Annotated in this window: 19 protein-coding genes and 1 pseudogene; 6 read left to right on the top strand and 14 right to left on the bottom strand. The window is 64.4% G+C overall.

Annotated features, from left to right (window positions below; translation table 11 throughout):
* The first annotated feature begins 296 nt into the window (after positions 1–296).
* Positions 297–740, top strand: coding sequence for a hypothetical protein (locus AXW84_RS12825; RefSeq protein WP_068233744.1), 444 nt, complete (start codon positions 297–299; stop codon positions 738–740).
* Positions 741–848: 108 nt separating this feature from the next.
* A complete protein-coding gene (locus tag AXW84_RS12820; protein WP_068233741.1) occupies positions 849–3,008 on the top strand; it encodes a glycoside hydrolase family 97 protein in 2,160 nt (719 codons plus the stop codon).
* A 129-nt stretch (positions 3,009–3,137) separates the two neighbouring features.
* Here AXW84_RS12820 and AXW84_RS26235 read toward each other — a convergent pair whose 3' ends face one another.
* From AXW84_RS26235 to AXW84_RS12760, 13 genes are all read right to left on the bottom strand, one after another.
* Complete coding sequence (locus AXW84_RS26235) at positions 3,138–3,260, bottom strand: hypothetical protein (RefSeq protein WP_257722061.1); 123 nt, start codon at positions 3,258–3,260, stop codon at positions 3,138–3,140.
* A gap of 21 nt (positions 3,261–3,281) precedes the next feature.
* The gene (locus AXW84_RS12815) at positions 3,282–4,016 is read right to left on the bottom strand and encodes an SDR family oxidoreductase (RefSeq protein ID WP_236943120.1); all 735 of its coding nucleotides are present in this window, start codon (positions 4,014–4,016) and stop codon (positions 3,282–3,284) included.
* 110 nt (positions 4,017–4,126) lie between these two features.
* Positions 4,127–5,056: a helix-turn-helix domain-containing protein gene (locus AXW84_RS12810; protein ID WP_068233738.1), complete on the bottom strand. Its 930-nt coding sequence runs from the start codon at positions 5,054–5,056 to the stop codon at positions 4,127–4,129.
* A gap of 196 nt (positions 5,057–5,252) precedes the next feature.
* The gene (locus AXW84_RS12805) at positions 5,253–5,639 is read right to left on the bottom strand and encodes a hypothetical protein (RefSeq protein ID WP_236943119.1); all 387 of its coding nucleotides are present in this window, start codon (positions 5,637–5,639) and stop codon (positions 5,253–5,255) included.
* Between the two features lie 58 nt (positions 5,640–5,697).
* Positions 5,698–6,243 carry an exosortase X gene (gene xrtX, locus AXW84_RS12800; RefSeq protein ID WP_068233733.1) on the bottom strand — a complete coding sequence of 182 codons (546 nt, stop codon included), beginning with the start codon at positions 6,241–6,243 and terminating at the stop codon, positions 5,698–5,700.
* Between the two features lie 135 nt (positions 6,244–6,378).
* Positions 6,379–6,594, bottom strand: coding sequence for a PID-CTERM protein-sorting domain-containing protein (locus AXW84_RS12795; RefSeq protein ID WP_068233730.1), 216 nt, complete (start codon positions 6,592–6,594; stop codon positions 6,379–6,381).
* A 100-nt stretch (positions 6,595–6,694) separates the two neighbouring features.
* The gene (locus AXW84_RS23350; protein ID WP_071891292.1) at positions 6,695–10,510 is read right to left on the bottom strand and encodes a T9SS type A sorting domain-containing protein; all 3,816 of its coding nucleotides are present in this window, start codon (positions 10,508–10,510) and stop codon (positions 6,695–6,697) included.
* A gap of 33 nt (positions 10,511–10,543) precedes the next feature.
* The gene (locus AXW84_RS12785) at positions 10,544–12,349 is read right to left on the bottom strand and encodes a DUF4331 domain-containing protein (RefSeq protein ID WP_082773872.1); all 1,806 of its coding nucleotides are present in this window, start codon (positions 12,347–12,349) and stop codon (positions 10,544–10,546) included.
* A gap of 536 nt (positions 12,350–12,885) precedes the next feature.
* Entirely contained in the window at positions 12,886–15,207 is a 2,322-nt protein-coding gene (locus tag AXW84_RS12780) for a TonB-dependent receptor (RefSeq protein WP_071891289.1), read from the bottom strand.
* 125 nt (positions 15,208–15,332) lie between these two features.
* A complete protein-coding gene (locus tag AXW84_RS12775; RefSeq protein ID WP_068233725.1) occupies positions 15,333–15,728 on the bottom strand; it encodes a hypothetical protein in 396 nt (131 codons plus the stop codon).
* Positions 15,729–15,876: 148 nt separating this feature from the next.
* Positions 15,877–16,554: a HupE/UreJ family protein gene (locus tag AXW84_RS12770; protein ID WP_068233722.1), complete on the bottom strand. Its 678-nt coding sequence runs from the start codon at positions 16,552–16,554 to the stop codon at positions 15,877–15,879.
* An 11-nt stretch (positions 16,555–16,565) separates the two neighbouring features.
* On the bottom strand, positions 16,566–17,894 hold the full coding sequence (locus AXW84_RS12765; protein WP_068233719.1) for a tetratricopeptide repeat protein: 1,329 nt from the start codon (positions 17,892–17,894) through the stop codon (positions 16,566–16,568).
* 292 nt (positions 17,895–18,186) lie between these two features.
* Positions 18,187–18,471 (bottom strand): hypothetical protein, encoded by a 285-nt coding sequence (locus AXW84_RS12760; RefSeq protein WP_068233716.1) that lies wholly within the window; start codon positions 18,469–18,471, stop codon positions 18,187–18,189.
* On the opposite strand from AXW84_RS12760, the gene AXW84_RS12755 reads away from it, so the two are divergent.
* Complete coding sequence (locus AXW84_RS12755; protein WP_068233714.1) at positions 18,470–18,652, top strand: hypothetical protein; 183 nt, start codon at positions 18,470–18,472, stop codon at positions 18,650–18,652. The two genes, AXW84_RS12760 and AXW84_RS12755, sit on opposite strands and share 2 nt — an antisense overlap.
* Positions 18,653–19,070: 418 nt before the next feature.
* Here the strand turns inward: AXW84_RS12755 and uxuA are convergent, their stop codons facing one another.
* Complete coding sequence (gene uxuA / locus AXW84_RS12750) at positions 19,071–20,267, bottom strand: mannonate dehydratase (RefSeq protein ID WP_068233712.1); 1,197 nt, start codon at positions 20,265–20,267, stop codon at positions 19,071–19,073.
* A gap of 234 nt (positions 20,268–20,501) precedes the next feature.
* Here uxuA and AXW84_RS12745 point away from each other — a divergent pair, with 234 nt between their 5' ends.
* From AXW84_RS12745 to AXW84_RS26545, 3 genes and pseudogenes are all read left to right on the top strand, one after another.
* Positions 20,502–20,888, top strand: coding sequence for a hypothetical protein (locus AXW84_RS12745; RefSeq protein WP_068233710.1), 387 nt, complete (start codon positions 20,502–20,504; stop codon positions 20,886–20,888).
* Positions 20,889–20,932: 44 nt separating this feature from the next.
* The gene (locus tag AXW84_RS24945; protein ID WP_157886996.1) at positions 20,933–21,082 is read left to right on the top strand and encodes a hypothetical protein; all 150 of its coding nucleotides are present in this window, start codon (positions 20,933–20,935) and stop codon (positions 21,080–21,082) included.
* A gap of 72 nt (positions 21,083–21,154) precedes the next feature.
* Positions 21,155–21,356, top strand: a pseudogene (locus AXW84_RS26545) (transposase); the annotation flags it as partial.
* Positions 21,357–21,772 lie beyond the last annotated feature (416 nt).

Genomic DNA, 21,772 nt, shown 5'->3' with positions numbered 1-21,772 from the left:
GTTAATTTATTGAAAACCTGCGAAAAAGTACTTTGGGTTCCATTTGCGCAGGCTTTGGGGCCAACCTGGGGCCCTGGCGAGGCCTGCCAAGCAACTGCGTAAAAGCAAACGAGTTACCAGTTGCTCGTTGGCACTTGTTGGCAACCGTTGACTTATGGGTTTTTCAACGGGCAGCAACGAGCAGCTAGTGGGTTAGGGAGTGCCCCTGCTGGCCGGTTGAAGGCGACCCGGGGTGCTTACTAGCTCCGCGGTGTGGCCCGGTTTCTGCCTGGGCCCTTGCTCATTTTCTTCGCGCTATGCCGTACTCATTGCTGTTGTCTTGGCCATCCGTTACCATTGTGCACGACGTGCCCCGGGGGTGGCTGTACGTGGACTGGCGGGGCCCCCAAACCCGTGCAACGGTGACGCGCGGCGCGGCGCAGTTGCAGTACTTCCTGCAAGCCACGGGCTGCCGCAAGCTACTGAACGACAACACCAACGTGACCAGCCTGTGGCACCTGGAAAACGCCGAGTGGGTCATCCGCGAGGTGCTGCCGGGCCTGGGCGCGGCCGGGCTCCGGCACATGGCCTGGGTGTACGCGGCCGAGTCGGGGAGCTGGCGCTCGGCCGAAGTGGCGCTGGCCATGGCCGCGGCCGGGCCCACGGTCATGGCCTTCTACGACGTGCCTGCGGCTTACGCGTGGCTGGTGGCGGCGGACGGCGGCGGGCCCGGGGCCCCGGGTTTGCCATTGGTTTCGTAGCAGAGGCCGCTCGTGCGGGCCCCCGGGCTACCTTTGGCGCGGGTTGCGGGTGCCCTGGGCTGGCCTGGCTCGCCCACCCGTTCCCCGGATTTTTCTGTACTCCCCGCTATGCCCCACCCTTTCCCCGCCCGCCGGTTGGCGCCCCGCCGCCTCATTCGCCAGTCGCTACTCCTGGTTAGCTTCGTTTGCTGCTGGAATTTCGCGCACGCCGAAGAAATCAAGTCGCCCAACGCCAACCTGGCGCTCACCTTCTCGCTGCAAGCGGGCGGGGTGCCCACTTACAGCCTCACCTACAAGGGCCGGGCGGTCATCAAGCCCAGCCACCTGGGTTTGGAGCTGAAGGAGGGCCCCGGGCTCGCCAACGGCTTTGCCGTGCGCGACGCCAAAACCACGGCCTTCGACCAAACCTGGACGCCGGTGTGGGGCGAAACCAAAACCATCCGCAACCACTACAACGAGCTGACCGTCACGCTCACGCAGGCCGCCACCAAGCGCACGATGGTGCTGCACTTCCGGGTGTTCGACGACGGGCTGGGCTTCCGCTACGAGTTTCCCAAGCAGCCCGAGCTGGCGTATTTCGTGGTGAAGGAAGAGCGCACGCAGTTTGCCCTGGCCGGCGACCACAAGGCCTTTTGGCTGCCCGGCGACTACGACACGCAGGAGTACAGCACCACCACTTCGAAACTGTCGGAGGTGCGCGGGCTGATGAAAACGGCCGTGACCGGCAACGCCTCGCAAACCACGTTCTCGCCCACCGGCGTGCAAACGCCGCTCATGCTCAAGAGCGCGGACGGCCTGTACATCAACCTGCACGAGGCGGCGCTGATTGACTACTCCACCATGTCGCTGGAGCTGGACGACAAGAACTTCGTGCTCGAATCGCACCTCACGCCCGACGCCCAGGGCAACAAAGGCTACCTGCAAACGCCCTGCCTCTCGCCCTGGCGCACCATCATCGTCAGCGACCGGGCCGGCGACATTCTGGAGTCGAAGCTGGTGCTCAACCTCAACGAGCCCACCAAGTACACGGACACGAGCTGGATCAAGCCCACCAAATACGTGGGCGTGTGGTGGGAAATGATTACCGGCAAAAGCACGTGGTCGTACACCAACGGCGGCAACCTCAAGCTCGATTCCATCAATTACGCCACGCTCAAGCCCAGCGGCACGCACGGCGCCACCACGGCCCACGTGAAGGAGTACATCGACTTTGCCGCCCAGCACCACCTCGACGCCGTGCTGGTGGAGGGCTGGAACATCGGCTGGGAAGACTGGTTCGGCCAGAGCAAAGACTACGTGTTCGATTTCGTGACGCCGTACCCCGACTTTGACGTGCAGGAGCTGCACCGCTACGCGGCCGGCAAAGGCATCAAAATCATCATGCACCACGAAACCAGCAGCTCGGTGCGCAACTACGAGCGGCACATGGAGCGGGCCTACCAGTTCATGAACGACAACGGCTACACGGCCGTGAAGAGCGGCTACGTGGGCAACATCCTGCCCCGTGGCGAGCACCACTACGGGCAGTGGCTCAACAACCACTACCTCTACGCCATCACGGAGGCCGCCAAGCACAAAATCATGGTGAACGCCCACGAGGCCGTGCGCCCCACCGGCCTGGCCCGCACCTACCCTAACCTGATTGGCAACGAGGCCGCCCGCGGCACTGAGTACGAATCGTTCGGGGGCAACAACGCCGACCACACCACTATTCTGCCCTTCACGCGCCTCATTGGGGGCCCCATGGACTACACGCCGGGCATTTTCCAGACGCGGGTGAGTGCCTACAACCCCGCCAACAAGTCGTTCGTGCACAGTACCCTGGCCCGCCAGCTGGCCCTGTACGTGACCATGTACAGCCCGTTGCAGATGGCCGCCGACCTGCCCGAAACCTACAACAAGCACCTCGATGCTTTCCAGTTCATCGAGGACGTGGCCGTGGACTGGGACGACTCGAAGGTGCTCGAAGCCGAGCCCGGCGACTACATCACCATCGCCCGCAAGGCCAAGGGCAAAAGCAGCTGGTTCGTGGGCAGCACCTGCGACGAGCAGGGCCGTACCTCCCGCATCGACCTAAGCTTTTTGGACCCCGGCAAAACGTACCTGGCCACGATTTACGCCGACGGTAAAAACGCGCACTACGAGAAAAACCCGCAGGCCTATGCCATCCGCAAACTCATCGTCACCAGCAAATCCAAGCTCACGCAATACTGCGCGCCGGGCGGCGGCTACGCCATCAGCCTGACGGAAGGCACAGCGCGGCGCTAGGGCCGCCAGGGAGTAGCTTGGACTTTGTAGTCCGAGCGCGAGCGCAGCGAGCAGTTCCGGTAGCACGAGCCGGACGCGGGATGCCCGCTGCGCCTACGCTCGGACTACAAAGTCCAAGCTACTGACCGGCTACTTGAAATAGCTGCCCTCTTCCAAATCGGCCAGCAGGCCCTTGTGGCTGGGGTACCAGGCTAGTTCTTGCTGCGTGAGGGTACTGGAGGCCGGCATGTCCATGCCGACGAAGCGGGCCATCCAGCCAAAGTGGTCGTCGGCCTACGCGGGTGATTTGCTGGCGACCGGCACGCCCAAGTGGCGGCCAATGATGGCCGCAAGCTCGCGCATCCGCACGCCTTCGTCGGCCACGCCGTGGTAGCGGGCCCCGGCCACGCCGTGCTCCAGCGCCAGCCGGAAGAGGTGGGCCGCATCGAGCCGGTGCACGGCGGACCAGCGGTTAAGCCCTTCGCCTACGTACGCCGCCACGCCCGTTTGGCGGGCAATATTAATGAGCGTTGGCACGAAGCCGTAGTCGCCATGGTCGTGCACGGAGGGCGCCAGGCGTACCACGGACGCCCGCACGCCCTGCGCCACCAGCGCCAGCGCGGCCGGCTCCGACAAGCGGGGCGAAGGGCCGGGCGTGTCTTCTTCGGTGCCGAGGCGCCCCAGGGCCAGGCCCGCCAGCCCGGCAGTGACCACCAAGGGGCGGCCCGAACTGGCCAGCGCGCTGCCGAGCGTTTCAATGGCCAGTTTATCGGCTTGGCCCGCGGCCTCATAGGCGGAGAAATCGTGGCCGTAGGCCGCGTGGATGACGCCGTCCGCGGCCGCCGCGCCGCGCCGCAGGCTGTCGAGGTCGCCGAGGGCCCCCGGGTGGGCCTCGGCGCCCGCGGCGGTGAGGGCCTGGGCGGCGGCTTCCGAGCGGGCGAGGCCGAGCACCTGGTGGCCCGCGCCGAGTAGTTCTTGAACGATGGCCGAGCCGATGAAGCCCGTAGCGCCGGTTACGAAAACACGCATGTGGTGGTCTGTTTGAGGGTGATCAGTAAGTACCCCACAAAGGTCCGGCAGGCAGGCGGCGGCGGCGTTGCGCGAGCCAAACCATCTACTGAACAATTCAAACACTCGTATTATTCCCGGAAAGCCCCCGGCACCAGGCCCGTCTGGCGCTTGAAGAAGTTGCAGAAATGCGCCACGTCGGCAAAACCCAGGCTGCTGGCAATTTCCGAGGTGGTCCAATTCGTTTGCTTCAGCAGCAGCTTGGCCTCCTGCGCCACCCGGCCGCCGATGAGGGCGGTGGTGGTGCAGCCGGTCGTTTCCTTCAGCACCCGGTTCAGGTGGTTGACGTGCACGGCTAGGTGGCCGGCGTAGTCGGTGGCCGTGCGCAGGCGCAGCTGCTGCTGCGGGGCTTCCAGGGGGAACTGCCGCTCCAGCAGGTCGGCAAACAGGGCCGCCAGCCGGGCCCCTGCCGAGTGCGTTGGGGCCCGGGCCGGGGCCGGCTGGAGCTGCTGCCCCCGGTGAATAAGCTCCAGCAGGTAGGCACGCAGCAGGTCGTATTTATAGGCGTAGCTGGAGGCAATTTCCTGGACCATTTTCTTGAAAATGACTTCAATGGCTGCGTATTCTTCGTCAGTGAGTGCCACCACTGGGCAGCCGCTCGGCTGAAAAACCGGCAGCTCGTGTAGCACTAGGCCCCCGTTGGCGGGCCGTAAAAACTCTTCGGTGAACACGCAGAAATACCCCGCCTGCGCCTGGTCGTGCGGCAGCCAGCGGTAGGGCACGCGGTGCGAGGCAAACCACAGGTTGTTGCCGGCCGCCTCAAGCCCCTGGTTGGCGTACTCAATCCGGCTGCGCCCGCGAATCAGGCTGATTTTATAGAAGGCCCGCCGGTCGAAGGTCATCGGCGGCCGGTTGCGGTAGTCGAGCATCAGGTCCGCCACGTTGAAGACGTTGAAATGCCCGATTTCGCGCCGCCTGTCCGGCGGCGGCAACACGCCAGCCGCGGCGTCGGCTTTGGGCACAAGCTTGGTGTAGAGCTCTTCCAAAGGGCGAAGTTTCATGGCGATTGGTTGTAGAAATCAAAGGTAAAGCGAGCCTTCCTCCCGCACGACCAACATGCCCTTGCGGCACGTCCCTTCGAAGCGGGGGCCAGCAATGGGCTCGGCTGTATTTTCCCGCAGCTTCCCGGGGCCCTAAAAGCGTTTAGGCCGCCGGGCAAGCCCCAGCGGCCTAAGCGCCTATTAAAACATAAAGCTGCTACGGTTGGGAAGGCGTGGCCACGGGCTGGCCCAGCAGGGCCAGTGCGTAGCCGGCCAGCAGCGCCAGCGGCGAGGAAGCCGCGCTAATCAGCAGGTGGCCCTGCTCGGTGGCCACGGGCCAGTGGGCGGCGTGCCCCCACGCCAGCAGCCCCAAGCCCGCCACTAGTGCGGCGCTGAAGCCGCCCACCACCCACCGGGTGCCGCGCCCGCGCAGCAGCACGTGCAGGGCCCCGGCGCTGGCCCCGGCGTAGAGCAAGTGGTAAGTGACCGACGCCGGCAAGCCGTGCTGGCTCAGCCCGGGGGCCCCCGGGGCCCCAGCGGCCCACCACGCGCGCGTCAGCACGGTAAATACTTCCTCTTGGAACTGGCCCAACAGGACCAACACGACCCCAAAAAATGCCAGGGCTAGCCAGTGGGCCCAGGAGCGCGCCGGTAACTGTGCCCTACGCGGTGGGCTCATAGCCAGAATAGGCGGCCGGCCGGCCGTTCGTCCACCACGCCCACAGGGCCAGGATGGCCGCGTAGGCCACGAAGGTGAACGTGTAGTGGTGATTGAAATCGACGGTGTGGTACCAGTAGGTGTGGTTGAGGGCCAGCACCGCCACGCGCGCCACGTTCACAAGGTACAACACGGCGATACCCAGGGCAATGAACCAGCCCCGGCGCCGGCCGTTGTCGGGATAAGCCAGCACGAAGCCGGCGAACAGCGCGTACAGCACCAAGCCGTTGCAGGGGTCGCCCACGAGCACGGCCGGCTGGCCCGCCATCCGCACCAGAGTGGGGGAGGTGGGCACCGTGCTTGCCGCAAACCCAAAGGCCCGCAGGCCCCAGGCCGCCGCCCGCGCCACCTGCACCGACAGGGCGTGGTCGAGGCGGCCGTCGGGGCCCAAGCCGTGCTCGTAGCCCAGCCACCAGAGCAGGTACAGCCCGGTGGCCACGGCCAGGAAACGCCACTGAGGCCGGGCAGTTTTATTGAAAAGAACAGCCATAAAGCGTGAAAAGTAAATAGTTGCCACTTGCTGGTTATCCGTTGTCAGCCAATAGGTTGTATTGGTTCTGACAACGGATAACCAGCAACTGGCAACTAGTGTCAGACAACTAGAGCAGGCAGGGCCCCGGAAAAACTAGCGGGCGCGGCGGCGGTCGCGGAGCTTTTTCAGGCCAAGGGCCACGCCGCTGGCCAGCAAAATTGAGGCGCCGCCATCAATGGGCACGGCGGTGGGGGCGTTGGGCGTGGGGCCCCCCGAGCCGGGGCCGTCTTGGGCCAGGGCAGGAGCAACAGCGAGCAGGAAGCACGCAACGGTGCCGTACAGGGCGGCTACTAATATATTCTTTTTCATGGCAAAAGGAATGTAAAAAGGGGAGGGGAACGAACCAAAACAACTTAGCCCAGGGCAGCGCCAAGCGGGGGTTGGGGCCCCGCCCGGCGCTGCGGGTTGGCTATTGGATAATGGTCAGGCGCTTCACCACTTTGGTGGTGCCGCCGGTCATTTGCAGGGTATACACCCCGAAGGCGAGGTGCGACACGTCGAACTGCGCCGTGGCGCCGGCGGCCGTCATCGGCAGCGTGCGCTGCGACACCACCTGGCCCAACTGGTTGTAGAGCGTGGCCGTGACCGGCGTGCGGCCCAGCTCGGCGGGAAGCAGCAGCGTGAAGCTGCCGCGGGCCGGGTTGGGGTACAGCTGCACCTGCTGGGCCAGCGAGGCAGGGTTGGTAGCCAGCACTGCCGAAGGCCCGAAATACAGGCTAAACCGGCCCGGCATGGCCTTGGTGGCCGCCGTGAAGGTGTAGAGCGGCTGCTGCTTGAGGTCGATGCGGGCCCCGGTCTGGGCGTCCAGCAGCAGCACCTGCGTGGTGGCGGTGAAGTTGACGACGCTGGCCGCGTTCAGGGTAAATACGCCCGTGGTGGGCACCTGCACGTCGAGCGGCACGGTGGTGGCCACCGTGGCCACCAGCGGCGCCAGGCCGTTGATGGACAGTGCATCATTGGCCGCGAAGCTGCTGATGCTCAGGCCCGACGAGCTGGGTAGCTTGTAGGCATCGTACTTGGGGTCGTAGCCGGCCGTGGCGCCTTGCTCGAAGTACACGTTGGTTTCGTCGGCCAGCAGCAGGGCGGCGCCTTGCAGCTTCAGGTTCACCAGGGGCCGGGTTTCAGTGCCCCCGCGGTTGAAGCTAGGAGTGGTGGCAAACGTGGTGACGCGGGCCGCGTTGTTCAGGGCTAGGCTGCCCATCGTCTGCCCGGCGCTGACGCGGGTGAAGAAGCCCTGCATGGCAGAGATTTGCGGGTTGCCCACGCCGTTCACGTAGCTGCGGTACTGGCCCACGTACTGGCCGGTGCTCTGGTACACGTACACGGCGTCGTCCACGTTGGTGCGCGTCACGCCGCCCATCAGGCTGAAGTCCAGCGGCGAGGGGTAGGGGTTACCCAGCAGCTGCCAGCCGCTCTGGGGCTGGGTGCCGCGCATCAGGTTCGTGCGGGACTGGGGCCCGTTGTTGAGCGTGCCCGTGAGGTCCACCACGGCCGTGGCCGGGATGTTCACCGCGTAGCCGCTCATGATGCCCATCGGGTCGCTGCCCAGGGGCACCACGAAGCCCATGTCGAAGGCGCTCGTGGCGTTGGCGCCGCTGGTCACGCGGGCCTGGTCGTAGGCAAACACGTTCGGGTAAGGCGTAACGGCCCCGGCGTTGGCCCCGGCCGAGTTGTAGGCCTGGTTGAAGATGGGGCTGAAGCTGGGCGTGTTGGTGCCCAGGTCGTCGAGGGTCGTATTCGCCACCGGCGAGCTGTAGTGGCGGTAGCCCGGCCCGGCATTAAAGGCCGGGTCGATGGCGCGCTGCATGGTGGCGGGGCCTACCACGGCGCCGTTGGTGTTCACCACCAGGGCGGTGCCGGCGGTGGGCGTCGAAAGCAGCGTCAGCGGCTGGCTGGTGCTGGTGGTCAGGTTGCCGTTGGTCAGGGCCAGCACCTGGGCGATGCGCACGCCGCCGTTGTTCAGGGTCAGGCCGGAGCTGTTGTTCACCGTCAGGCTGCGCACCTGGTTGGGCAGGCCCGTGCCGCTCAGCTGGGCCTCGCCGCCGTTGAACTCGTAGGTGGCGTCGTTCGAATACATCCGCGTGCCGCCCACCTGGATGGCGCCGGTGGTGCCCATCGTGGCTATGCCGTCGGGGTTGCAGGTGCGCAGCGTGGCGCCGGCTTCCAGCACGAAGTTGCCGGGGCCCGTCACGGCGATGCAGTTGGTAGCCAGCACGCCGCGGGTGTTCAGCACGCCGCCGGCTTGCACGGTCAGGGTGCCGTTCACCTGGATGGGGCCGTTAAAAGCCGCCACCCCCGAGCCGGTGATGGTGATGTTGTTGTACGTGCCCGCTTCCACTGGCATGGCCGTGCTCACGGTCAGGTTCGGAATGATAACGGTGTTGGTCGGGCCGCTGGCCGAACCGGTGCCAATCCACGGCGTCTGCACGAAGGGAAAGGCGGCGCGGATGGTCGTGTCGTTCTTCTCCACGCCGGTCGTGAAAGTCAGCTCGCCCAGCAGCTGGGGCGTGAGGGGACTGGCGCTGGTGGGGGTGTAGTCGTCGTACCATAGGCCCACGGCGGCCAGCACGAGGCCGCCCACTGCTTTCAGCTCAATCTGGTCCACGGCGTCCTCCAGGCGGCGCCCGTTGGGGAAGCCGTCCATGTTCGGAATGTTCTGAATAGCGGTGCTGCCATTAAAACGACTGTCGGTGAGGCCGAGCACGGCCGCGGCCAGCAGGCCCTGGTTGCTAAACTCTGGGTTGGCCTGGCCGTTGACGGTGCGCGGGGTGGCGGGCACGGCCATGTTCAGGCGTAGCATGTCGCCGCCAGGGTTGGTGCGGCCCGAGGCAGTAAGGGGCAGGAAGTTGTTGATGAACGGCTTACCGGCGGCCAATGGATTACCGCCTTTGGCGGCAGTAGCCAGTTGGTAAGGGGGCAAGTTGGGCACCCCGGTGTGGAAAATGGGCTTAATGTCCACCGAGCGGGGGCTGTTGGCCACCAGCAGGTAATTGCCGAAAGCGGCGTCGTCCAGGGCGGTGCCGGCCACATCCGTGCTGCCCTTCACCGGGAACAGGCCCTGTTTCGTGTTACCGAAATCGAAGCCAGCCGCCGGAAAATCCTGGAAGCCCGGCTTGGTGTTGAAGCCCGCCAGTGACTTGGTTTGCACGCTCAGGGCGGTGAGCTGCGGCACGGCGCCGCCAAACAGGCGCTGGTCCACGTACAGGCCCAGCTCGGGGTTCGAGAGGTAGTTGTCCGTGATGGCGTCCTCGTTGTAGGGCGTCAGCGCGTTCCAGCGGTCCTTGCTGCCGATGGGGTTAATCACTTCGTTGGTGAGCGGCATGCCCAGGCGCGACACCTGCACGTAGGTGCCGCTGGCGCTGTTGTCGGCGCTAGCGCTCAGGGTTTGCATGGCCGGGCGGCTGGCCGAGGCCCACACCCCAATCACGTAGTCGGGGTCGAGGATGCTGCTGGCGGCCGTCACCGGCTTTTTGCCCTTCTGCAGCGTGGCCACCGGGATGCTCAGCGCAATGGAGTGGCAGTTTTTGCGGGCCAGGCCGTCGGTGGCGCCGGCGGGCCGCAGGTTGGCCAAGTCAAAAATGGCGCCCAGGTCGGCGAAGAACGGGTCGTCGGCCGGCCCGCAGAACACCTGCTCGCCGCCGTCGCCGGTGGCGGGGGTCACCGTGCTCTGGCGCAGGTCGGTGTAAGAAGGGACATTCAGGCCCACCGCCGAGTTGATGGAGCGGGGCCCGATGTTGTTGGGGGCCACCACGCCGTTGGTCACGATGGGCGAGAAGCTGGCGCCGCCGTCCGTGCTCTTCTCGCAGGTATAGGTGGTTTTGAGGTTCTGCTTGTTCAGCCGGATGTTGAAAAACGTGCTGGGGTCCTCGTTCATCCGCTTGAACGTGAAGCGGTAGGTAATGTCGTCGCCGGCCGTGGCGCCGTTGTTTTTCACGTGCACTTCGTAGCGCACGTTCTCGCCAAACGTCGAGTAATTAGGGCCCCCGTGGGGCAGCTCGAACGGGATGTAGTTGGCAATGACCACCACGCGGCTGGCGTCGTTGGGGTCTTTAAAGGCGTAGAGGTCGGTGTTGTCGGCCACCGGGTCGTCGGCGATGAGGGGCGCTTCGCGGTGGCTACTGGCTTCGAGGGGGGTGTGGGCCGTGCTCCACACCGAGAGCCCCACGGCCGCCGTCACTGCCACGGCGGGCAGCAGCAGGAACTTGGGTATAAATTTAGAATTCATCAGGTTCGGACGAGTCAAGGTTGAGAAAATGCGTTAGCGGCGGATGCGGTAGCCCTGCCACGGCGTCTGCACGTAAGGGAAGGCCACGCGGAAAGTGGTGTCGTTCTTCTCCACGCCCGTGGCGAAATTCAGGACCCCCTTCAGCTGGGGCGTCACCGGTGAGGCGCTGGTGGGCGTGTAGTCGTCGTACCACAGGCCAATGGCGGCCAGGGCCGCGCCGCTGACGGCTTGCAACTCAATCTTCACTACTTCGTCTTCCAGGCGGCGCCCGTTGGGGAAACCGTCCATGTTGGGGATGTTCTGGATGGCGGTGCTGCCATTAAAACGACTGTCGGTCAGGCCCAGCACGGCGGCGGCCAGCAGGCCCTGGTTGCTGAAGTCGGGCGAGTTGCGCGGGGTGGCGGGCACGGCCATGTTCAAGCGCAGCATGTCGCCGCCTGGGTTGCCGCTGGCGTTGGCGCTCAGCAGCAAGAAGTTGTTTACGAACGGCTTGCCCGGGGCCAGGGGGTTGCCGCCCTTGCCCGTGGCCAGCTGGTACGGGGGGAAGTTGGGCACACCCGTGTGGAAAATGGGCTTGATGTCCACCGAGCGCGGCTTGCCGGCCACCAGCAGGTAGTTGCCGTAAGCGGCGTCGGCCAGGGCCGTGCCGTTCAAGACCGGGTTGCCCTTCAGCGGGTAGAGGCCCGGCTTGGTATTGCCAAAATCAAAGCCCGCAAAGGAGGCCCCGCCCAACAGGGCCTGGCCTGCCAGCGACTTGGTTTGGATGCGCAGCGCTGCCAGGGCCGGCACGGCGCCGCCAAACAGGCGGTCATCCATGTACAGGCCCAGCTCGGGGTTGGAGAGGTAGTCGTCGGTGATGGCCGCCTCGGCGTAGGGCGTGGTGCGGTTCCAGGCGTCTTTGTTGCCGACGGGGTTGATGGCTTCGTTGGTGAGCGGCATGCCCAGGCGCGACACCTGCACGTAGTCGCCGGCGGTGGCGGTGGGGCCCCCGGCGGCGCTCAGCGTCCGCATCGAGGGGCGGCTGGCCGAGGCCCACACGCCAATCACGTAGTCGCCATCGAGGATGTTGGCGGCGGCCGAAACCGGCTTTTTGTCCTTCTGGAGCGTGGCAATTGGGATGCTCAGCGCGATGGAGTGTACGTTGTACTGGGCCAGCCCGTCGCGGGCTCCCTTGTTGATGCGCAGGCCGGCTAGGTCAAACACGGCCCCGAGGTCTACAAAGAATGGGTCGTCAGAAGAGCCGCAGAATACCTGCTCGCCACCGCCGCCAGTGGCTGTGGTCACGGCGCTTTGCCGCAGCGTGGTGTAGGAGGGTTGGTTCAAGCCCACGGCCGTGCTGATGGAACGTGGCCCAATGTTATAAGGCGGCACCACGCCGTTGGTAACGATTGCGGCAAAGGCCCCGCCGTTCACGCTTTTCTCGCAGGTGTAGGTGGTCTTCAGGTTTTGCTTGTTCAGGCGCACGTTGAAAAACGTGCTGGGGTCCTCGTTCATCCGCGTGAACGTGAAGCGGTAGGTAATGTCGTCGCCGGCGGTGGCGCCGTTATTTTTCACGTGCACCTCGTAGCGAATGTTCTCGCCAAACGTCGAGTAGTTGGGGCCCCCCTGCGGCAACTGAAACGGGATGTAGTCGGCAATCAGCACCACCCGGTCCTTATCGTTGGGGTCCACGAAGGCGTACACGTCGGTGTTGTCGGCCAGCGGGTCGTCGGCAATGAGTGGCGCTTCGCGGTGGCTGCTGGCTTCCAGGGGCGTGTGCCGCACGGTGCTCCACACGGAGAGCGCCGTAACGGCCCCGACCCCAACCAACCACTGGAGAGGTTTAGTAAAACTTTTCATAGGGAAACGAAGGGTGGAAAAAAGTGAGAAATTAGCAAACAGCAAAAAATTAACTTATTGTTTAACAATAAGTTAACGACAAATATGCTCATAGCTGGGCCGGCACTGGTTTTTGCCAGTGGGCGAAGCGCAAAGGGGTTTGGGTAGGAAAAACTGCCGGGTTGAGGCCGGCAACGGGATTGATTGCAACGAAACAGCAGCGGCGGCACCGGAAAACCGGCACTGGGGCCCCTGCCCAGGGAAGCGAGAAACCAAGCAAAACGGCAGTTGCCGTAGCTTAGCCTAGAGAACTAATAAAAGCCCGTGGCTCAATAGCATGCAATAAATAATATCCTCATGGGAAGATACGAGAATGGGCTCAGCTTGGACTTAGCAAAAGGAACTTTTTCTAAAAAAAATTATTGCCATTGCCGAATAAGTGCTTTTTCGCTGTTCTAAGCCCTTCCCCGGGGGCCCCACGCGGCAACCGGGCACAAAAAAACCGGCCCTAGCAGGCCGGTTTTTTCGCTGCGGGGCCCCAGGGCCCTGGGCAACTGTCAAAAGAACACGCTGGCGTTCAGCTTCAAGTTGAAGGGGGTACCAGGCGTAAATGTGCGGTCGATAACTGGGGCCATTTCGCCGCGTAGCTGGGTTTCAGTGGCGTACTGGGCCTCGTTCCAGTCCACGTTGAGCAGGTTTTGCACCGTGAGGCCGAACTGGTAGCGCGGCCGGGTGTAGGCCAGCACGGCATCGACCACGAAGTAGGGCAGGGCCCGCACGGTATTGTCCTCGTTGGCCGGGCGGCCGCCGAGGTAGCGGTAGCGCAAGCTGCCGCTCAGGCCATTGGCTTGCCGGTACGTAAGACCGGCGGTACTGGTGAGGATGGGCCCCAGCGGCACAAAGTTCTCGCCGGCCGGGGCGTCGAGCAAGCGGGCGTGGCTGTAGTTGCCGTCAAAATCCAGGAACAAACGGCTCGTGAGTTGGTAGCGGGCCGACAGGTCGAAGCCGAAGCGCTGGGTGGCCCCCACGCTCGTGGTGGTGCCCTCGTCGCCGGAGTACACCAGCTCGTCCTGCAAGTGCAGGTACCAAAAGGCCGCGTTCACCACCAGGTCCGGCAGCGGCTTGAAGGTGCTGCCCGCCTCGGCCCCCGTGGCGCGGGGCAGCGCCTGGGCGGGGTTGGTGCCGCGCACTACGCCCCGCGCGTCGTTGGAGTGGAAGCCCAGCCCCGAGCGCAGAAAGAGCTGCACGGCCGGCGAGGCCTGGTAGTAGAAATTGAGCTTTGGCGACACGCGGGCCGCTTTTACGCGCCCCCGCAACGGGCCGAACGCCCCGGTAGAATCGGCAATCTGCCCCCGGAAATCGAACACAAACAGGTCCGCCCGCACAGCGGCGTTCACGCTCAGGCGGTCGGTCAGCGCCAAGGTTTCGTCCAGGTAAGCATTCACGTTCTGCTCGTGCAGGCGGCCTAGGTCGACGGTGTCCGTGATTGTGCGCTGGGTAGCATGGCGCAGCCCCAGGCCCGAGTCGTCAATGCGGGTGCCCACGCCCAGGGTAGTGTGCAGGTTGCGGGCCCCGAGGCGGTTGTCGCGCTCGTAAGTGCCCGTGTAGCCGTAAAGGTTGCGGCCGGTGTCGGTCTGGTTGATTTCGTCGCCGCCCACTGGATGGTCCTTGTAGAACGTGAAGTTGGAGAACAGGCTGAAGTTGTAGCGGGTGTAGTACACTTGCTGGCGCAGCACCGCGTCGTGGGGCAGGGCAGTGGTCAGGATAGCGTAGGCGTTGGCGCGGTTGGTGCGGCCCCCCTCGCTGGGGTCGATGCTGCCGAAGCGCGAGATGAAGCCTTCGTTTACGGCCCGGGTAGGAATCTCGCCGCTGGCGTTCCAGTTCGAGGTGAAGTACGAGCCGAACAGCGTGAGCGACGTTTTGTCGGTGAGCTGGCCCGTGTACTTGCCCATGCCATTGAAGCGCTTGAACCGTTGGTTGTTCACGAACGGCGAAGCGCTATAATAGTACTCGCTGGCCACGTACGCATTTTCCGGCTTTTTGCTCAGCAAGTGGTGGCCGCCCAGCAGGTCGAGCATCACCAGGGCCCGGTAGGTATTGTAGGCGCCGGCCTCCACCTTCACTTGGTTGTGGGCGAGGCCGGTTTTGGTGAGGAACTCGCCCGCGCCGGCCGTGGCAAAATCGCCGAAGCGGGCCGTGTAGGGCCCCTTGTATACCTTCAGCGCTTCCACCGTTTCGGGGATGACAAAGTGAAAGTCGGCGTAGCCCTGGCCGTGGGCTTGGCTTACCATGTTCACGGGCAGCCCGTCCACGCTGATGGCGAAGTCGGTGCCGTGGTCGGCGTCGAAGCCGCGCAAGAAGATCTGCTCGGCCTTGCCGCCGCCCGCGTGCTGAGCGATGAACAGGCCCGGCACGAGACGCAGCAGGTCCTGGCCCGAGTTGACGGGCCGCAGCGTCTGGTCGATGTGGGTAATGGCGGCCAGGTTCTGGTTGAGGTCGCGCGGCTGGTTCACGGTTACCTCTGCTAGGCTCAGCGAAGCAGCCGCCAGCGCCACTGCCACGCCCCGCGTTTCGCCGGCCACCAGCGTTACCGGTTGGTTAGCGGCCCGGCAGCCCAGGGCCCCCACCCGCAAGTTATAAGTGCCGGCTGGCAGCCCCGCCAGACGGAATTGGCCCAGCGCATCGGTGGCCGTACCGCCGGGCTGGCCCACCAGGCCTACGCTGGCCCCCGCCAGCGGTTGCCCCGAAAGTGAATCGGTGACGGTGCCGCGCAACGCCGCTGGGCGCTGGGCGGCCACCGGGCCCGCCCACAGCAGCATCCATAGCAGTACCAGGGGCCCGCCGGCCGCAAAAAATTTCCGTAAATAACAAGGGAACATAATGCCGGAGAAATGACGCCGGCTGGGCGCAAACGGCCCGTAGGCAGCGTCGGATTGGAAAATAAATTAGCGGGGCCCCAGCCAGTTAGCCTGGTCCCGGTATCCCCGCGCGGGGGATTCCCAACTTATTTCCAACAAGGCGGCGGGTAGTCCAGGCGCTCGAAGCCGGCCGCCTCCGTCCCGGGGCCCCCAACGGCTACCCGCGCCGGATAGGCCCCCGGGGCCCGCTCGCCACCGGCCAGCGCTTCGCCCAGTGCGCAGTGGGCGTCGAGCCCTTTGAGCTGGGCCAGGAAGTGCAGGCCCGTGCCGTCGGGCCACTTCATTTTGGCGGCCGCCTGCTCGCCGTTGCAGCGCTCGAAGCAGTCGAGGCGCAAGTAGTTGTGCTGCTGGCAATCCAGGCTGTGCACATAGGGATGGGCCGCCGAAAAGCGCGGCACCTCCGGCCGGCTCGCCACCAGCCCCGCGCCCACCACCAGCAGGTAGTTGGCCAGAAGCAGAAAGGCGAGGAGGGAGCGGAGCACGGGGGTTTGGTTAAGTTATGAGTCGTTAATCGTCTGTCACGCTGACGCAGGAAGCATCTTTTCACGCTGGAACGGGCCGCCCAGCGGTGATGCGCAACAGTTATAAGCTGCTTCCTACGTCAGCATGACAGACGATTGATATAAACTTTCAAGTAAAAAATACCCGCTGCACCGTCCAAAACGCCGCCACCAGGCCGATGGCGGCCGACACCGGCACCACCACCCGGGCGTGGTACCAGGGCTTGCCGGCGGCCCAGCGCCCGATGAGGGCCCAGGCCAGCAAAATGACCGTTACCTGGCCCAGCTCCACGCCCACGTTGAAGGAAATGAGCGAGCCGAAGTAGGCGTTGCGCGGCAGCCCCAGCCCGGTGAGGGCGCTGGCAAAGCCCAGCCCGTGCACCAGCCCAAACCCAAACACCACCGCCAGCCGCCACGGATTCAGCCGGCGGCTGACGATGTTTTCGATGGCCACGAACAGGATGGACAGCGCGATGACCGGCTCCACAATGCTCGACGGCGGCCGCACGAAGCCGTACATGGCCAGCCCCAGCGTGATGGAGTGCGCCACCGTGAAGGCCGTGGCCTGCCAGAGCACCGGCCGCAGCCGCGGCTCCAGAATGTAGAGGCTGAGCACGAACAAGATGTGGTCGAGCCCGAGCGGCAAAATATGGGTGTAGCCCAGCTGCAAATACGTCCAGAACACCTCCGTGCGCGAGAGCTTGCTCAAGTCGGCGTCTATGACGTGGGCCGCGGCCGGCAGGGCCCCCAGCACCAGCAGCGGCACGGCGGCAACTAGCAGCAGCAGGCGGGTGGGCGGGCGGCGCATGGTGCGGGGCCCTAACGCTGGGCCAACAGTTTTTCGCCCTCGGCGCTTACCTCGGGGTTGAGGTAGGGCGCGGTTTTGAGGGATTTTTCGAGCAGTGTCTGGCCCTCAGCGGCCCGGCCGGTTTTTAGCAGGATGAGGCCGGCGCGGGCCAGTAGCACGGGGTTTTGGGAGCCGGTGCGGCGGGCCACCTGCATGTACTTGGCCGCCTCGGCGTAGGCCCCGCGCTTGTAGTACACCCAGGCCAGGGTTTCGTTCACGTCGATGTTGTCGGGCCGGCGCTTGTACTCAATCTGGGCGTGCGCCAGGGCCTTGTCCAACTCGTTGGTTTTGAGGTAGGCGTAGGCCAACTCGCGGTCGGCGTAGTGGCCCATGGCCTCGTTGTCGTTGGCCTGCTGGGCCGCGCTGGCCAGCATGTCGATGGATTCGCGGGCCATCTTATCGGCCTCGGCCGGCTGGTGGTTCTGGCGGTACAAGTCCACCAGCTCGTCGGTGAAAGCGTAGTCCTTCACCTCGGCCCGCGCCTGGCGGAACTGCTGGATGGCGGTGGCGTAGTCGTGGTGGGCGGCTGCTACCCGGCCCAGGCCGGCCAGGGCGTAGGCGTAGCCGGGCCGGTCGGCCAGGGCGTGCTGGTAGCAGGCCGCGGCGCGGGGCAGGTCACCGCTCACCTCGTACAAGTGGCCCAGCGCCACGCGGGTCCACTCGGTTTGCTCCAGGCCGTCGAGGCCCGCCTTCACGGCCATGTCCATCGCCTGGATGGCCCCGGGCACGTCGCCCCGAATCTCGCGCAGGTAGCTCACCCGGGCGTAGGCTCCCAGGTCGGGGCGCACCTGGTTCATGCGGTCGGCGGTTTTTATCGCCTCGTCGTAGCGGCCCAGCTCCACGTTGGCATCGGTCAGCAGGCCGTACACGAAGCCGCTGTTGGGGTTAATTTCCTGCGCCTGCTGGGCCAGCGCCAGGCCCTGCGAAAAGTGGTGCTGCGTAAGGCTGATGGACGCCTTGCAGGCCAGGGCCTCAAAGTTGTCGGGCTCGGCGGCCAGCACGTCGTCGAGCAGCTGCACGGCGGCGGCGTCGTAATAAGGATGGTCGCCGGTCACGCGGCCTTCTTGCATGTAGGCCTGGGCCAGCAGCAGGCGGCTTTTCTGGTCCTTGGGGTCTTGGCGCAGCTTGGCCAGCAGGCCCTGAATGGCGTTTTTCGTGTTCACCCACTCGCCGCCCAGCGCCAAGCTGCCGTGGCGCTCCCGCAGCTCGGGGGCGTGCAAATCGGGCTTTTTGAATACGTAGATGGCCGCTACGAGCGCGCCAAATACCAGCAGTAATACGGGGTAGAGGTATTTTCTCAAGGCGCAAAAAGTAAAGGGTGGGAGGCGAAGTAGCGGCTGGGGCCCCCGGGGACTCGGTGCGGTTGGGGCGCTGGGGCCCCGGGGCTAAAGCCATAAGGCTTCAAAAGGCTAGCAATGTACGGGGCAACTCCCTGATTGGCTTTGGGTTTTATCAGTATTTTTTTGTGCATTAAAACACGGGTTTTCAAGGTTGCCGGGGCGGGGTACAACAGCGATGCCCCGCCCCGGGGCCCTACTGCCGGTGCAAATAGGGCCCCAGGAGCGGGGCAGGGGTAGTGGGCTGGTGGGCGGCCTACATCTTGGTTTTCATCTTGCCCTTGCCCGCCATCTTGTTTTGCTTTTTCGCAGCGCGCTTGGCCTGCGCGTTGCTAGCAGATGGCGCGCCCTTGGTGAACACTTCGCCGGCCGATACCGCGCCGTCGGTGTTGCTGGGCACCGGGGCCGTGCCGCTAGGCACTGCGCTGGGCGCGGCGGTGCCGGTGCCGGTGCCGGGCGCGGTTTGGGCGGGGGTGGTTTGGGCGGTGGCTACCCCGAAGCTGCACAAGCCGGCAGCCAAAAGCGAGAGGAAGGTTTTCATGAAAAAGGCCGTTAAGATTGTTGGTGGCTCTTTTACCTGGAACGAGGCCGCAAGGTCATGCCCGCTGGGGCCCCAAGGGGCTCGCACCGCCAGCCGGAACTTCTCGGATGTGCACGCTGCCAGCGCCCTCCACCACGCTCACTTTCTGGCCACTACCGAGCCGTACGATTACGACCGCTAAGCCGCAGTATGTACCCACGTGCTCAGGGCCCGTGCTTCCCCATTATCGGGGCCCAGGAGCAAACGCGCATCCCAGCGTATGGTGCCCCGCACGAGAGCTGGCTATTTGGCGCCACCGATGCCGCTGAATTTAAGCCCCATGGCTGCAAGAAATGCGCCCGCTTGTTACGAGCCTCAACCTTTCGCCTCGCCAATTAGCAGCCACACCACGCCCTTCCGCCCTTCGGGTGTCACTGGCCTGAGCTGCGAGCAATGCGGGTACCTTGGGCATATCTTCTCGTGTAGGCTCGCAACAAGTTGCTTGACGAGGAGTAAGAGGCGTGTTTTCGCCATCAGTAGCTGAGCTTTCAGCCATTTTCCGCGGAATTCTTACAGCTAGCTGCTTGACCCCAATGCCCCATGCTTATTGATGCGCTCGTTCACAACGGTGGCCCATATAAGCTTCTGCGGATGCCCATTTCCAGGCCGCGCAACTCGGCTAAGCCCCGCAGGCGACCAATGGCGGAGTAGCCGGGATTCGTTTTTTTGTGCAGGTCATCAAGCAGCTGGTGGCCGTGGTCGGGGCGCATGGGGATGCTGACTTTTAGCCGGTCCATAATGGCTATCAACTCGCTCATCACGGCGTACATGTCCACATCGCCCTCCAGGTGGTTGGCTTCGTAGAAATTGCCTTCTTTATCGCGCTCCGTGCTGCGCAGGTGCACGAAATGAATGCGGTCGGCAAAAGAGGTTATAATCTGCCGCAGGTGGTTGTCGGGGCGCACGCCCAGCGAGCCGGTGCAAAAGCACAGCCCGTTGTGCAACGAGGGTACCGCGTCAACCAGCGCCTGCAGGTCGGTGGCCGTGCTCACGACCCGCGGCAGTCCCAGGATGGGGTACGGGGGGTCGTCGGGATGAATAGCCAGCTTGACGCCGACCTCCTCGGCCACCGGCACGATTCTCCGCAGCAAGTGAATCAAGTTGGCCCGCAGCTGGTCTGCGTCAATGTCTCGGTACGTGTCCAGGGCCTGCTGAAACTGTTCCAGTGTAAAGCTTGCCTCACTGCCCGGCAGCCCGGCAATGATGTTACGTTGCAATTGCCGTTTATCTGCCTCGCTCATCCCAGCGAAGCGGCGCTGCACGGCGGCCAGCTGCTCGGGAGAGTAGTCGTGCTCGGCACCCGGTCGCTGCAACAGCAGGGTGTCGAAAGCGACGAAGGCAGCCTGCTCAAAGCGCAGGGCCCGCGAGCCATCGGGCAGTCCGTATGCCAGGTCGGTTCGGGTCCAGTCGAGTACCGGCATGAAGTTGTACGTCACCGTCTGAATGCCGCAGGCCGCTAGGTTCCGCAGGCTTAGCTGGTAGTTTGCAATGAGTAGCTCAAAGCCGGGAGTCTGGGTTTTGATGGCTTCGTGCACGGGCACGCTTTCCACTACGCTCCACCGCAAGCCCGCTTGTTCAATCTCGGCTTTGCGCTGCACGATTTGCTGCAAGGGCCACACCTCCCCGTTCGGAATGTGGTGCAAGGCCGTAACGACCCCCGCGCAGCCGGCCTGCCGGATATCCGCGAGGGTTACGGGGTCGGAAGGCCCAAACCAGCGCATGGTTTGCTCCAGGCAGTAGGATTCTGTCGTTGCCATAGGTAAGTGCGGCCAAAACTAATGAAAAGGCCGAGCAGTAAAAAAGGACGTGCGCAAGAGGGTGGAAGAAAAGTGCAGTCTGAGCAAGAAGTGACTTAAGAAGTTGCGCGCGACTTGCGCTTTGTTTTATAGCCAGGCGGTATATCCCAGCCGTAGCTCCTGCGCATAAGCGGTCTAATCGGTAATTAGAGCCGTTTCGGAGTGAGTGTATGGGTTTTCAGGGTAGCTTGCGCTATGCAAGTCCATTCGGATGATTTGCGCCAGCGCGTAGCGGCCGCTTACGCAACTGGGCAATTTACGATTGGCCAGGTGGCCAGTCGCTTTGCCGTTTCTACCTCGTTCGTGGAAAAGCTGCTTCAACGCCAGCGCATCAGCGGCTCAGTGGCCGCCCTAACCCACCGCGGTGGCCCCAGGCCCCGCCTGCAAGCGGCTGACCGCCACCGCCTCGCGGCCTGCGTGGCGGCCCAGCCCGACGCGACGCTGGCCGAACTGCGCCAGCAACTGGTGGCCGCCGGCAGCCCCGCCGCGGGGCAGACCGTGCTGTGGCAGACGCTGCAAGCAATGGACTTACAGCATAAAAAAAGGGCCTGCACGCCGCCGAGCGCGGCACCGCGCGCGTGAGGGGCCTGCGCCGGGACCTTATCGAAGCCCTCCCGTACAAAGACGTGACCCGTTTCAAGTTCGTGGATGAGACGGGCGTGACCCTGGCCTACACCCGTCGTTACGGCCGCGCCCCGGGCGGGCGGCGGGTGGACGCGGCCGTGCCGCTGCACAAAGGGCCCAACGTGACGGTGGTGGCCGCCCGCTCGGCCTAGGGCATGGAGGCGGTTAGGGAACGGGACGGCGCCGTGAACACGGCCAGTTTCGCCGTGTCCCTGGAGCAGGTGCTTGGGCCGGGCTTGCAGCCGGGCGACGCGGTCGTCTTGGATAACTTGCGGGTCCACCAGGCGGCCGGCCTGGCAGAACCGGTGGCAGCCCGCGGCGCCCGGCTGCTGTACCTGCCGCCCTACTCACCGGATTTTACGCCTATTGAACGGGCCTTCAGCAAGCTCAAAACCCACCTGCGCACCGCGGCCGCCCGCACCCGCGAGGCCCTGGCAACCGCCTTGCAAGCGGTGCTGGCCTGGATAACGGCCGAGGATGCCCAAAACTGGTTTGACCACTGTGGTTGCCACGTACACTGACTGCGAATTCGCTCTAATAAGTCGCTTAACCAGCGATACAGACGATAATGTGGCAACCGCTCTGACAGGCAAAAGTCCGTGACGGCTTTGTTGGTGACCTGCTCATGCCGCTGCATCCGCCTTCTACAGATAGCCTAGCGGGTAGGTGCTTTTTCAACAGCAACTGCGTCTTTCTGGGCCCAGCCATAAATTGGTTAGCATAAGTTTCGCTCCCGTTGCTAGTAAGAAGGCCTAACTACTATTTGGACAGAAGTTAGGTAATTCGGATTTCTGCCTCAGCTGGTTAGTAATCGTCGCACCAAGCTGTTAACCCCCGGCTGA

It is taken from the genome of Hymenobacter sp. PAMC 26628 (assembly GCF_001562275.1).
Taxonomy (GTDB): domain Bacteria; phylum Bacteroidota; class Bacteroidia; order Cytophagales; family Hymenobacteraceae; genus Hymenobacter.
This window is presented reverse-complemented; position numbering and strand designations above follow the sequence as displayed.